This is a genomic window from Vibrio sp. zbq_1 (assembly GCF_043102935.1).
In the GTDB taxonomy this organism is placed as follows: domain Bacteria; phylum Pseudomonadota; class Gammaproteobacteria; order Enterobacterales; family Vibrionaceae; genus Vibrio; species Vibrio parahaemolyticus.
Genome location: NZ_JBICJH010000004.1, coordinates 726,570 through 740,078 on the forward strand (window position 1 = coordinate 726,570; position 13,509 = coordinate 740,078).

Below are 13,509 nucleotides of genomic sequence, written 5' to 3' on the forward strand. Positions count from 1 at the left end.
CCAAATATGGCTAACACGCGGCGTTCAACATCAAGCAATCTATGTAGACTGTATTGTTGTTGCGCAAACGTTTGCGCGAGAATAATACTGGTAAAAAATTAGGTGTAAAGAAGTTCGAGCGTCTTCGCGTGCTACATTGTAACAAAATCCACTAAATACTGCGCTAGATCAAAACAAAAAGGCCACCAAACGGTGACCTAAGTATATTTTTTGCTCTAAAGCTAACCTTCTTAGCGATCCCAGTAGGTCTCTTCTAAGCTGTCTTCGCGTTCTGGTAGAGCTCGCGATAGGCGAGGAGAGTGCTGAGTTAGCACTTCGTAGCTCACACGGTTCGCGTATTTACAAATTTGAGAAAGTGATGAATACGTCAGACAGCGTACTTCGTGTTTCTCTGAAGTAGGCACTTCTTTCTGATGGAAAGAGTTTGCAGCCATGTCATGCAGCAGTGCAGACAGTGCAGCATCACCCGCGCCATTAGTGTTCTTAATTTCTAGAGGGCCACCAAGGTATGGACCGATGTGTGAATACACTTTCATTGGATTCACACAATCTTCTTTGCGCATTGCGCGGCTGAACTCAAACTTGTTGAATTTCTCAATAGAGCTTTCAAGAATATCGTGTGTAGTTTCACGTTTCACTTTTTCGTCAGTGTAACCTGCCATGTAAAGACCGTTTGGCCCGGCAGTACAAAGAACAAGATCTACCCACTCAAGTGCTTTATCCGCAGCGGCGAGTGGATCGTTTTCGCCTGTCAGCGCCGCGCCCTCTTCTTCATTCATAGCCACAACAGATACGTTTTCACGAATGTACTCTTGCCACCATTCCGCATTGCCTTCAATCACGTACTTTGTACCTAGAGTAAGAACAACAGGTACATCGTGCTTCTTGGCAAAATCAATCGCGCGTTGCACTGCTTTAGGCATTGGGTCTTCTTCTTTACCGCGCATTAGATACGAAGAAACAACAAGCGCAGACGCTTTCTCAAATACTTCTTCAGGAATGCTTTCTGGAAGAAGTTGATTCATGTGACCTTCGTTGATCGCGAATGTACGTTCACCATCTTGAGAGATAAGGGTGTAGCAACGACCAATCGGACCATCTACCGTTTGTAGGTGGTTTAAATTCATGCGTGAAGACGTACGGCAAAGGTAGCGGTAGGCGAAAGAACCCACTTGAATGTTCTTTGACATTACGCCAAGCAATACAGATTTGCTGTCTGCTAGAACAGAATAATTGTGCAGCGTGTTACCAATAGTATCGCCAGGGTACTGGTGTGTGATCAGCCCTTGCTCTACTAACTCTTCATATAATGCATCTGCTTTGCTCTCTTCAAGAACAAGAGAATGTCCTTTACTTAGGTTGTATTTTTCTAGAAACGCATCATCCACACGAGCTTCGATATCTACGATGGTTTGACCAACACCGACAATGGTTGGGCGGTATAGCTTAGGCGCTTGTCGAATTTGGTTGACTAATGGATCTCGAGCGTGAGTTGGGAAGTAGTGTTTAGATTTACGCTGACCAGGAAACTTCATGCTTGTTCTTGAGTGAGAAAAAAAGAGGCGGGATTGTATCACAAAAAAATGAAAATCGTGGTGTTTTATTGCAAAGAAATTTGCCCGCTGAAAAATGCAGCGGGCTGACGAATTCGTAAGCGAATTGAGCTTAATTTATCTTAGCTTCAGTCGGTTGGATGTAAGCTTTCGTACCCCAAAGAGGTACAGTTGATAGACTGTGTTTGAAGCTGCCTGATGTCTCTTTAGTTGAGTAAGAAAGGTACATCAAGGTTTGATTTTCTGGATCATAAATACGGCGAATCTTCATCGACTTGAAGAAAACGCTCTTGGACTTTTTAAATACCACTTCACCTGATTTGCTCTTATCAATTTTAGTAATCATCTCCGGTGTAATTTCACCAGTTTGACGGCAAGAAATTGAACTGTCGCTTGGGTCCGCTAAACTGAAGTCCGCTTCGATGCTCGCTACATGACAAGTAACGCCTGGAACTTCAGGGTCTACGAGCGTATTCAGTTTTATGTCTTTCATAGTAAACATACCCAAAGAGACATCACCAACCTCATCGTTGCCACAGCCAGCAAGAATGGTAACCAAACCTAAAGCAAGCAAACGTTTTTTCATTATTCCGTCCTTAATTAGAAAAATATATAGATTCAATCTATCAGACGTTGGCATCTAAAACAAAATTTGGCGCAACCTCAGGACTTTAGCTAGGTTTGTTAAGGGCTTCATGCTAATGTACCGCTTCAAAGCGAGTTCATGTTTAAGAGTCGAGTCAATGCGGTATAGAAAATCCAGTTAGGTTTTCGAAATATTGGCGTGATGGCTCATATACAGCCCTCGTTTTTGGCTCGCTACTACTCTGTAGCCTGAGATATTTAAGGTACTCAAATGAATGAACAGCAGTTAGCCAGCATCGAACGCAAAAATGCGTGGCTGCACGATCTCGTCGAAGTTGAATTTCCCACTCCTGAAAGCTTGAAAGGTCGCGAAACCTATTTCCAAGCAATAAATGCTCAAGAATACCAAATCGTTGCTAAAGACTCCTTGTTGGAAGGCGAAGCGAATTTGCAGGCTGATGACATTTTCCTCGTGGATTTTCATCGACTGACTATTATGTTTTCGATTCTTCAGTCTCAACGTTGGGAAGAACAGTATGACCAAGAGATGATTGTTGAATACCTTACCCAAATTATCTTAACGCCGGATTTTGAGTTGTACGTTGGTTTTAAAGATGGCAACCCGGTGGGTGCCGCCATTGCAAGTAGCTATGAGGGTAATACGCTGATTTCTGACGTGGCCGTTTCTCAATCTTTAGATAAACAACAGTTTTCAGCGGATATTGCGAAAAGACTTAATAGTGATCACAAATTATGTGACACAATTATAATAGAAAGTTGATCAATATCGGCTTCATTTCAAAATGAAGCGCTACTATATGCAGCATTGCATTGGTTCGGCTGGGTAAAAAATGGTTAAGCGTTTAGCGCGTTTTCTCACTCTTTTGTTGTGCATAGGAACGGTTGCCGTACAAGCAGAGGAAACAAATTGGGAGCTCAAACGAGTTCTCGTGCTTCACTCCTATGATCCGTCTTATCAATGGACTAATGACATTCAGGCGGGAATCGAAAAGGGATTCAAGCAAACTGACGGCGAAGTCAAACTATCCATTGAATATTTGGACGCGAAGCGTGTTCATTCCGAAGGCTATTTGCAACAAATGGCGAGTTATCTTCGGTTTAAATATCGAGCTTATGAATTTGATGGTGTGATTATCTCTGACGACGCAGCCATGCGTTTCGTCAGAAATTATTTTCAGAACCCCAAGCGCAATGTTCCTATGGTCGCGATTGGGATTAATGATAAAGACTCTTCTCTCGATACAGTAAGTACAAATGGCAGTGTGATTTACGAAGAAGATCGCGTGGTCGAAAACATCTCGCTGATCAATCGTTTGCGTCCCCGTATCAAAAATTTGTATTACCTTGCCGATCGCAGTGTGACCTCAGAACTGATATATCAACGCGTAAAAGCAGAGATGAACAAGTTTCCACGTATCAATTTGATTGAAATCAGAGACGCGAGCCTACAAGAGGCGGCAAATCAGCTTTCTACAGTCAGTGCTAATGATGCGGTTTTGTTGACTCACTACAATACGGAAGGGGATTCAGGTAAATATCACACCTACAGAGAAGTGGCTCGAGCTATTGGTGCAAAAAGCCGTGCCCCCGTGTTTGTGATGTGGGAACTCTATTTAGGCGAGCCGGGAATACTGGGTGGCTTTGTGAACCGTTCTGAGCAATTTGGTTATGAAGCTGCGGAGATAATGGCGAGTAAGATGGGGATGTCTCTGACGTCAGCGGCGCATGCGTTGGCTATCACTGAAGCGGTCTTGGACTATAAGGCGCTCACAAAGTATGAAATCAGCCATTATGACATCCCTAAAAATGCTGAAATTCTTAATGCGCCGCCGCCACTGTTTAAAGTAAACCTCAAAACACTGTTGTTCACGTGCGGCATTATTGTGCTGCTTTCTCTTGTTGTTGTGATTCAGTTTATGACTATTCGCCAACGCAAAGAGATTGATAAGAAAAATAGAAAAATTGTGTTGCTTCAAAAACGAACGCTAAACGTCCAAAAAGAGATGATTCACGTATTGGGTGAGGCGATTGAAAGTCGCTCTGGAGAAACTGGCCAACATGTAAAACGTGTCGCTAAACTGTCTCGTCGTTTGGCTCAACTTTGCGGATTGACGCATCGTGAAGTGGAAATGATTGAAATCATTAGCCCTATGCACGATGTCGGTAAAATCTCCGTGCCAGAATCGATTCTCGACAAGCCTGGCGCATTGACAAGTTCAGAGCGTGAAATCATGAAGCAACATACCATTAAAGGTTATGAGTTGCTGAACATGAAAGAGGGCGACATCACCAAATTAGCAGCGGTGGTTGCCCACGAACACCATGAAAAATGGGACGGTACGGGTTATCCAAATAATCTAAGAGGTGAGGACATTCATCTCTTCGCACGCATCGTCGCAATTGCTGATGTATTTGACGCATTATTAACAGAGCGTTGCTACAAACGGGCTTGGACAATTAATGAAGTCGTCGATTGGTTTAAGTTGGAACAAGGAAAACACTTTGACCCAATATTATGCCAACTGTTGCTAGATAATTTAGATGACTTCATCGAAGTTCGATACATGTATCCTGATGCATAACAAACTGAGCAAGATTACATTCGGTGATCTTGCTTAGAAAAACAGGAATTGCTTTTCCCCATTTCTACGAAATGCCAAGTCTGTCGTTTAAACAAATCTAAACTCAAATATGATTAAGCCATACATTTGTATTAAAAAATAAGTTTGATCAGCGACATCGACAAATGCGTCTAGGGGAAGGCTATGGCAATTACCAATATTAAATGCGTGATTTTTGATTGTGATGGCACGTTGGTCGACAGTGAGCGTTTATGCTGCCAAGCACTAGTGAATGTATTTAATCAACACGGTGCAGAGTTAACGATGGAAGAATGTGTTTCTCACTTTAAAGGTGGAAAACTGGCCGATATTCTTCTTGATACCAAAGAGTTGATGAACATTAATGTTCCAATTGATGTTCTTGAACCCCAATACCGAACAGAAGTTCAAAAATTGTTTGTTCGTCATTTACAACCAATGGATGGCGCTAAAAGGCTGATCCAATTCCTCGACTCTCACAATATTGAATACTGCGTCGCGTCAAATGGACCCAAAGATAAAATTGAATATGCACTTGAGTTAACTGGTCTGCTTGATGCATTCAAAGGAAAAGTATTCTCTGCGTTTGAAGCAAATAGTTGGAAACCTGAACCTGATTTGATCATGTACAGCGCGATGAGCATGGGCTTTTTGCCTAGTGATTGTTTGTATATCGATGATACACCCAAGGGTGTAGAAGCAGGGTTGAATGCCGGAATTAAGACGGTTCAGCTATTTAATGGTGAGGCCATTAACCGAGTCGACGATGACCGAGTTATTCGCATTCAACATTTGGATGAATTAAAAGAGCAGCTCATGGGCTGCTCTGTTTAACCGTTTAATGACGAGAATGACTTAGGTTATGAATTTGTTTAATTTTTGACTGTAAATATGGCGCTTGGTAAAGGCATTGAATGGATGAGAAATTTTTCGTGTGGAATCCACAAGCAGCACACGTGAATTTTTCACCGTTTGATGAGATTAAGTATTCATCACATTGGCAAATAGGGCAGTTTAGATTTTCGTTGTCTTTTGTATCGTTGTAATTATTCATATTGTTTTCCAGCAGCAAATTGGAATTGGCAGGTTAAGCATAGCGGAACGCCGTCCGCTTGAACATTATTTCATCAGGTACAAGGAGAACTTGAGATTCACTTCAAAATAAACCGTTTCCCAATCGGTATTTTATCAATGCTATATTCCTTTCATTCCTCAAATAGACTTCAAATTATTCAATAAGTTCGGTTTTGTTACACCAGAGAATGGGTACGAGACAAGTACGTAGAGAAAGTGAATGCGAGTTATATTCTCGAAACAAATAAGTGAATACAAATGTAGAAAATAAAGGCTCCCAATTAGGAGCCTTTATTTGTTATTACCTTGTTATCAAGCTGTGCGGTAACGCTCTAATACTTCACCGAGTGAAACCGACGCTTTAGTTAAGTTCGCGACACCAACAGTAGACTGCTCCGCCACTTCTCGAATTGTGCTGGACTGAGTACGGATATCAGCAAGCTCAGAGGCGATATCATTCGCAACCGCACTTTGTTCCTCCGCGGAAGTAGAGATTTGAATGCTCATGTCCATCAATGAACGAGCAGAGTCCGCAATCGCTGTGAAATCTTGACCAATTTCATCGATCAACTGGCTGCTTGTTTGAGCTTGCTTGACCGTTCTACCAGTAATCGAAGCGATGTTTTGGCTTTCCGATTGCAGCTTCTCAATCATGGCTTGGATTTCTACCGTGGCTTGTTGTGTACGACTTGCCAGCGTTCGGACTTCATCGGCTACAACGGCAAAACCGCGGCCTTGTTCGCCTGCGCGAGCCGCTTCGATAGCGGCATTGAGAGCTAACAGGTTGGTCTGCTCAGAAATCGCATTAATGGTCGTGATGACATCATTAATCTGCGTAGTGTTTTCATTTAAGTTGGTGACTGATGACGAAGCTTGCTCGATGTAGCTCGACAAGGTTTCGATCTCAGCAATAACGTGCTGTACACGGCTACGGCTCGTTTCTATTTTTTGTGCATCTTGATCCGATTGTATGGTCGCTTGTTGAGAGATGCTCGAAACCTCTTTGGCAGACGCCGTCATTTCTTCCATTGCGGTTGCGACAGAATCAAGTGTTTGGTACTGGTGCGTAATCTGTGTTTCGCTCAGTTTCATGTCTTGTTCAAATGCAGACGACGTTTCACTTAGCGTATTGGCGTTTTCTTTTACGCTATTGACCAGTTCGCTTAATGTATCCATCGACTTATCTAGTGCGCAGCCAATGGTGCCAAACTCGTCACGGCCAGGGTGAAAGCCCAATCGAGAAGTTAAGTCACCGTCACCAATTTTCTCTGTTGTGGTGTATAGCACCCACAAAGCGCCTCCGATGAATGTCGCTACCCAATAGCAAAATACTGCAAACGGCAAAACCCATAGAAAACTAAGAAGGAAAGAGGTAAGGGCGTCGGAGCGCAGGGCGTTGTATTGATTGCCAGCGTGCTCGGTCAATCGAACAAGCTCACCCGCAGAGGTTGTGCCATAAACCGTGGTAACACCATCTGCAGACAAGCTCTTTTGTTGATGGTTAGCTTTTGAGATACCTGTAATTTGATAGATATCTGTGGGATTAGCTTCAATGATGCCATCTAGTTTTGCTTGCACGTTGGCGATAGATTGTCGCTCGAACTGATGTAAATCATTTAGGTATCGGCTTCCTGCTACCGAAGTGAGTGCCATCAGAAATAGGAGGAAAATAACCCACATTTTGTCGTTGATAGACATCTTAATAAATAGTCGGTCTATCGTTCTAAACTCAACTTCTCTCATTGATTACTCCATTAGAGATAAAAGATATTGAACAAATCTATGGATATATCGAAACAAAATATGCGATGCGAATCAGCAAAATATGTAACGAAGGGTGAGTTTATTTTACAAAATGAGATCTAGGGTCGCCTATAACAGTATGTTATGTCTTTTAATGATAGAAATATCGATGTAATTCCAGCTATCTAAGTGAAGATGGCAGAGAAGAGTAACGACGCTGCAATCGTTTACTTATGATTATGCTCATAGGTTTTTAAATCTTTACTTTTCGCTGTCATGAATGTGTCATATAAAGTCTATAAAAAGGAGTTGCTGTCACCGAATGAAATAGGAATGGTGGCAGTAAGTTGAAACCGCAATGTTTCATAGTTTCATAAAGGAGGTCACAATGAGCGACCAATACCAAAACGACGAAAGCCTAGAGCTGCTAGATGCGCTTGAAATTGGCATTATTTTGTCGGAATACGTTGGCTCTGACAACGAAAACGAATAGTACCGTTTAGTACTCTCTTCACGTTCTTTTAGACGTTATACTAAGTTCATGAAACACCGAGCCAAGAAGGGCGAAAGACGGTAAATGAACTTTTTAGCCCACCTGCATATTGCAGATCACTGTAATAGCCATTTTATGGGAAACTTGCTTGGAGACTTCGTCAAAGGAGATCCAAGCAAGCTATACGATTCTGACATTACTAATGGCATCAAACTCCACCGCTTCGTTGACCGAATTACCGATCATCACCCTATTGTCGAAGAATGTAAGCCACATTTTAAAGGCGTAGCGAGACGCTTCGCGCCAATTGCGCTAGACATGTTTTGGGACCATTGTTTAGCCAAGCATTGGAATGATTTTCATCAAGAGTCGTTAGACGACTTTGTCGAGTTTGCATTTCAAAAAGTAGACCAAGATGTTCACGAACCGCTTCCTGCGCGTTTTATGTTATTGCATCAACGCATGTGGCGGGGCGGCTGGCTGCAATCTTATCAAGATCTCTCCAACATCGAGTTTGCACTGCATCGGATGTCTCAGCGAAGCCCGAGAATGGCCGACTTGACGACAACGTTTGAGGTGTTAGATGGTGAATACGCAGCGTTAGAGGCGAATTTCTCAGAGCTTTATCAAGACGTGCTGCGCCAATCACTTGAATTTCACCAACAGCTAATCAGTTCATAACTCAATCCTTTGGCGTAGAGGTAGTATGGCTATGGCGGCTCTGGTAAACTCTGCGCTCCAAAAATTATGAGGTTTATCATGTCCGTTAATTTTGCTGATCTTGGCATTGAACAACAGTTAGTCAAAACGTTGAACAATATGAATATTGTGACGCCAACGCCAGTCCAAGAAAAATCGATTCCACACGTACTGGAAGGCAAAGATCTTCTTGCGGCTGCGCAAACGGGTACCGGTAAAACGGCGGCATTTGGTTTGCCGATTATTCAGGCGGTACAGCAAAAGAAACGTAATGGCACACCTCACGCTCTCATCCTAGTTCCAACTCGTGAATTGGCGCAGCAAGTGTTTGACAATTTAACGCAATACGCGGAACACACGGATCTACGTATTGTTTGTGTGTACGGCGGTACAAGTATTGGCGTGCAAAAGAACAAGTTGGAAGAGGGCGCGGATATTCTTATTGCTACGCCGGGCCGATTGTTAGACCACTTGTTTAACGGCAACGTAAACATTTCTAAAACTGGCGTGTTGGTGCTTGATGAAGCTGACCGAATGTTGGACATGGGTTTTTGGCCTGATCTGCAACGCATTCTTCGTCGATTACCGAATGACAAACAAATCATGCTGTTTTCTGCGACGTTTGAAAAACGCATTAAAACCATCGCTTACAAACTGATGGATTCTCCTGTTGAGGTGGAAGTGTCTCCAGCGAATACAACGGCAGAAACGGTTAAGCAGATGGTGTATCCAGTTGATAAAAAGCGTAAGCGTGAGTTGCTAGCGTATTTAATTGGTTCACGAAACTGGCAACAAGTACTTGTTTTCACTAAAACCAAACAAGGTAGCGATGAGCTTGCAAAGGAGCTCAAACTGGATGGTATTAAAGCGGTTTCGATTAATGGTGATAAATCGCAAGGTGCTCGCCAGCGTGCACTTGATGAATTCAAGCAAGGTAAAGTTCGAGCCCTGATTGCGACAGACGTGGCGGCTCGCGGTCTAGATATTCAAGAGCTTGAACAAGTGGTGAACTTTGATATGCCATTTAAAGCCGAAGACTACGTACATCGTATTGGTCGTACTGGCCGCGCGGGTAAATCCGGTTTGGCCGTTTCATTAATGAGCCGAGATGAAGAATATCTGCTTCGTGCGATCGAAACGTTGTTAGACCAGCGTTTGCCTCAAGAATGGCTAGAAGGATTCGAACCAAGTCTAATTGAAGAGGTAGAACCTGAGCGTGATGGTGGCGGTCGTCGTAAGAGTCGTTCATCAGAAAAGCGCAAACTAAAAGCAAAACTCGCGATTCATAAAAATCGTGGCAAGCACCGCAAGTAATCTAGGTATTCAAAGGCGGCGGTGCTTAACAAGACGGTCTTAGGCCGTTTTGGCCTCTTCGTACATTTCTAGGGTTTGAGGCATCGCAAGCAAGTAGCCTTGATACATATCGAAACCGAGTTTTTTCATTAAGTTAAGTTGATGCTCGGTTTCAATTCCCTCGATAACGGTTTTTGAACTCAGTTCTTTCGCGAGCGCTAACGCTTCTATTAACGCAGAAAAATCCCCGTCTTCGTATTTCAACAGCAATGAACGATCCATCTTGATGATGTCTGGTCGAACGCATTTCACTCGCTCGATGGTTGAGGCATTAATGCCGTAGTCGTCAATAGCAAGTTTAAAGCCTCCGTCACTCAGTTCTTTCGTCGCTTTGTACAGAAAGGACTCATCGCCTGCGCTTAATTCAACTAACTCCATCACGATTTGTTCTCGACGCAAATCCGCCTCACAAATCACTTGCTTCAGTAAATGGCTGTATGAAAGGTCCTTCGCCAGCATTTCTGCAGCTCTGGGAAGCACATTAAGAAAGAGCTTTTTGTTGCGGTAACGAGATTGCCCAAAGTTTTTGATGTGAATAAGGCGACTAAGTCGCTCGACATTAAGTTGAACATGTTCAGAGATGGAAGGAGATTGGAAAAAGAGATCCGGACGTATCATAGAACCATCCGCAGTGCTAATTCGCACTAAGGCTTCCAAGCCGATGATGGAAAGATCCTTTTTATAAATGGGTTGAAAGACACTGCGAAGTGTCAACTCCTCATATTGCGCGATGTACTGCCCATCTACTTGTTTAGAAATGCAGCCAAGAAGCTGCGAGATGCTCATCATTATTACAACAACCTAGATCAATGGTTTTTGATTGGTGTTACATGGACACCAACTTTGATTTCAGTAGTCAGAATCTAATTGGGCTAGGCCATATGAGGCAAGAGGGTTAATACGAGATGATTAGATTTATCGAGCCGTATCAAACAAATGTATGAATAGACTGATAATCTACCTGTTGCAATTTGATACTACCACTGTAATACGGCGTACAACTGCAAGTACTTTCGAACCAGTTGCTGTTTGTTAGAACGACGCAAAGGGTGGCCAAATTTGATGTAACAAGGGCTGATACCAAAGCGAGTATCAAGGGATTGAGTGAGCTGAGATTCACTGGTGTAAAGAGTGATGCCTTGCTCAGTATATTCGTTGATTTGATCCGGCAATTCGCCCATCCACCAATGGAGCAGTTCTCGGCTGGTTTTACTGCGACTGATCCAATGATCGCAAACAAGGAAGAGTAGGTCGTTAGGTTGCAGCGCGTAGCCATACTCGCTTTGCCATTCGGTAATTGAAGACAACAAGTTTTCGCGACACGATTTACCGGCACTGACCATGTGATGGCTTAACACCCAAACCGTTCCAATCTCAGAAGAAATGCGATAGTGGTGAGGTAGGTCTGGAGCGTCGAGTACTTCTATCGGTCTTACGATGCTGTTGTAACCAAAATGACGGAAGGTGTGTTCCATTCGGCGAGAAAATGCAAGACCAAGATGGTGTTCACTCATACCTTGGTTATGTACGGCAGGATAATGCTTCTCACACAGTTTAAGACAATCGTCCTGAAAATCATTGACACTTTGGATCACTAGGTCGAGTAGCAAAGAATATCCCTTAATGGTTAACAAAACGAACCGCAAAAGGTTAGCATAGTCTTTTCAGAATAGACTAATTTAGATCGGCAACTTCTTGATCTAAACACCAAAATTAGAAGCAATACGAATTTGGGGTGATTAATGGCTACACAATCGAGACGAAACTCGATTATTTCGTAACGGTTAGCGAAATCCCCATTAAGCCGCACTAAAAGGAACACGCATGATTAAGTTAGAAAGAGCCCAAAAAGAAACATTAGCGTCGGCAATTCAAGATTATATGCAGGATGAACTCAGCATTGAGATTGGCCAGTTTGACAGCGAATTTCTGATAGATTTTATTACCGATAAACTAGGCGCAGTCTATTACAACAAAGGCGTTGAAGATGCGAAAGCCGTGATAGAACGTCGAATGCTTGAAATGTCTGATGAGCTTTACGAGATAGAGCAAGAAGTATCAATTTAAGCTTTTGCGCATTCAATACGCCAAAGTTCCTTCAAAATTTTCGAACAAGTTGATAGATACGGTGCGATTGGCTGGATGTAAAGGATGGTAAATAATCTGTTTCATATAAGGTAAATAGGTTAATGTTGTGTTTCTTGCTCAACATTAACTTAGGAATATATCTAGGAACGTGAGATGGAAACACTGGTAAAAAGCTATAACCTGCCTGCTCGAGTAATGCACTGGCTTTCTGCGCTTTGCATTATTGGTCTGTTTGCTGTGGGTTTGTGGATGGTCGACCTTAGCTATTACAGCGAATGGTATCGAACTGCGCCACATTATCATCGCTCTGTCGGTATTCTTCTGGCCATTCTTACTGTGGGTCGCATCGTGTGGAAGTATGTTACGGCGTCACCAAAAGTAGAAGGCAGTCGATTTGAAGTCGTCGCAGCTAAAGCGGCACACGGTGTGATGTATCTATTACTTCTCACAATCTTTGTTTCAGGTTACCTCATCTCTACATCTGATGGTCGCGGTATTGAAGTATTCAATTGGTTTACTGTACCCGGCGCAGGAGAATTATTTTCTGGTCAATCAGATATCGCAGGTGAAATTCACTTCTATGCAGCTTGGGCTGTGATCCTAATTGCAGGTTTACACGCTGTCGCTGCGCTCAAACATCACTTTATCGATAAAGACAACACATTAAGAAAAATGTTAGGAGCTTCAAAATGAAAAAGTCACTCTTCGCTACAGGACTAGCAATCGCTATGGCACTGCCTTTAGGTGCTCAGGCTGCAGACTACGTTATCGATACGAAAGGTGCTCACGCGTCTATCAACTTCAAAGTTAGCCACTTAGGTTACAGCTTCATCAAAGGTCGTTTTAATACTTTTTCTGGTGACTTTTCTTTTGATGAAAAAAACATTGCTGACTCAAAAGTAAACGTAGTAGTAGACACCACAAGCTTAGACTCAAACCACGCTGAGCGTGATAAACACATCCGCAGCGGCGATTTTATTGATGCTGGCAAATACAGCGAAGCGACTTTTAAGAGCACGAAAGTGGTTGATAAAGGTAATGGTAAGCTAGACGTAACGGGTGATCTAACGCTACACGGTGTGACTAAGCCTATTACTATCGAAGCAGAGTTTGTTGGCGCAGGTAACGACCCATGGGGTGGTGAGCGTGCTGGTTTTGTTGGCACAACTCGTCTAGAGCTTGCTGATTTCGATATCCCAGTAATGGGTTCATCAAGCTACGTTGATATGGAACTGCATATCGAAGGCGTGAAGAAGTAATTAAGCTTTGAATAAATGAAAGCGCTCTTGGTTTCAAGAGC

Annotated in this window: 13 protein-coding genes; 8 read left to right on the plus strand and 5 right to left on the minus strand. The window is 43.0% G+C overall.

Going from position 1 to position 13,509, the window contains the following annotated elements; genetic code table 11:
- Nucleotides 1–230 precede the first annotated feature (230 nt).
- Together ACF8CV_RS03565 and ACF8CV_RS03570 are read right to left on the minus strand one after the other, a co-directional pair.
- Nucleotides 231–1,535 (minus strand): inosine/guanosine kinase, encoded by a 1,305-nt coding sequence (locus ACF8CV_RS03565; RefSeq protein ID WP_024701266.1) that lies wholly within the window; start codon nucleotides 1,533–1,535, stop codon nucleotides 231–233.
- Between the two features lie 130 nt (nucleotides 1,536–1,665).
- Nucleotides 1,666–2,139, minus strand: coding sequence for a CreA family protein (locus ACF8CV_RS03570; RefSeq protein ID WP_005454218.1), 474 nt, complete (start codon nucleotides 2,137–2,139; stop codon nucleotides 1,666–1,668).
- A 270-nt stretch (nucleotides 2,140–2,409) separates the two neighbouring features.
- Between ACF8CV_RS03570 and ACF8CV_RS03575 the strand changes: the two genes are divergently transcribed.
- The 3 genes from ACF8CV_RS03575 (at nucleotide 2,410) to ACF8CV_RS03585 (ending at nucleotide 5,593) form a co-directional block, all read left to right on the plus strand.
- Nucleotides 2,410–2,919: a hypothetical protein gene (locus ACF8CV_RS03575; RefSeq protein ID WP_020842098.1), complete on the plus strand. Its 510-nt coding sequence runs from the start codon at nucleotides 2,410–2,412 to the stop codon at nucleotides 2,917–2,919.
- 70 nt (nucleotides 2,920–2,989) lie between these two features.
- On the plus strand, nucleotides 2,990–4,741 hold the full coding sequence (locus ACF8CV_RS03580; RefSeq protein WP_138937220.1) for an HD domain-containing phosphohydrolase: 1,752 nt from the start codon (nucleotides 2,990–2,992) through the stop codon (nucleotides 4,739–4,741).
- Between the two features lie 183 nt (nucleotides 4,742–4,924).
- Nucleotides 4,925–5,593, plus strand: coding sequence for an HAD-IA family hydrolase (locus ACF8CV_RS03585; protein ID WP_020842100.1), 669 nt, complete (start codon nucleotides 4,925–4,927; stop codon nucleotides 5,591–5,593).
- Between the two features lie 552 nt (nucleotides 5,594–6,145).
- Here ACF8CV_RS03585 and ACF8CV_RS03590 read toward each other — a convergent pair.
- Nucleotides 6,146–7,576 carry a methyl-accepting chemotaxis protein gene (locus ACF8CV_RS03590; RefSeq protein ID WP_138937221.1) on the minus strand — a complete coding sequence of 477 codons (1,431 nt, stop codon included), beginning with the start codon at nucleotides 7,574–7,576 and terminating at the stop codon, nucleotides 6,146–6,148.
- Between the two features lie 577 nt (nucleotides 7,577–8,153).
- Here ACF8CV_RS03590 and ACF8CV_RS03595 point away from each other — a divergent pair.
- Complete coding sequence (locus ACF8CV_RS03595; RefSeq protein WP_025504500.1) at nucleotides 8,154–8,750, plus strand: ACP phosphodiesterase; 597 nt, start codon at nucleotides 8,154–8,156, stop codon at nucleotides 8,748–8,750.
- Between the two features lie 78 nt (nucleotides 8,751–8,828).
- Nucleotides 8,829–10,082: a DEAD/DEAH box helicase gene (locus ACF8CV_RS03600; protein WP_029832304.1), complete on the plus strand. Its 1,254-nt coding sequence runs from the start codon at nucleotides 8,829–8,831 to the stop codon at nucleotides 10,080–10,082.
- Between the two features lie 39 nt (nucleotides 10,083–10,121).
- Here the strand turns inward: ACF8CV_RS03600 and ACF8CV_RS03605 are convergent, their stop codons facing one another.
- Entirely contained in the window at nucleotides 10,122–10,910 is a 789-nt protein-coding gene (locus tag ACF8CV_RS03605) for an EAL domain-containing protein (RefSeq protein ID WP_015313218.1), read from the minus strand.
- Between the two features lie 188 nt (nucleotides 10,911–11,098).
- Complete coding sequence (locus ACF8CV_RS03610; protein WP_015313219.1) at nucleotides 11,099–11,731, minus strand: hypothetical protein; 633 nt, start codon at nucleotides 11,729–11,731, stop codon at nucleotides 11,099–11,101.
- Between the two features lie 214 nt (nucleotides 11,732–11,945).
- Between ACF8CV_RS03610 and ACF8CV_RS03615 the strand changes: the two genes are divergently transcribed.
- The 3 genes from ACF8CV_RS03615 to ACF8CV_RS03625 all read left to right on the plus strand — a co-directional run bounded on the left by ACF8CV_RS03615 (nucleotide 11,946) and on the right by ACF8CV_RS03625 (nucleotide 13,468).
- Nucleotides 11,946–12,188, plus strand: coding sequence for a DUF2164 domain-containing protein (locus tag ACF8CV_RS03615; RefSeq protein ID WP_005454378.1), 243 nt, complete (start codon nucleotides 11,946–11,948; stop codon nucleotides 12,186–12,188).
- A 174-nt stretch (nucleotides 12,189–12,362) separates the two neighbouring features.
- Nucleotides 12,363–12,902 carry a cytochrome b gene (locus ACF8CV_RS03620; RefSeq protein ID WP_021448503.1) on the plus strand — a complete coding sequence of 180 codons (540 nt, stop codon included), beginning with the start codon at nucleotides 12,363–12,365 and terminating at the stop codon, nucleotides 12,900–12,902.
- Entirely contained in the window at nucleotides 12,899–13,468 is a 570-nt protein-coding gene (locus ACF8CV_RS03625) for a YceI family protein (RefSeq protein ID WP_005477055.1), read from the plus strand. Before ACF8CV_RS03620 ends, ACF8CV_RS03625 begins: the two co-directional genes overlap by 4 nt.
- Nucleotides 13,469–13,509: the final 41 nt, after the last annotated feature.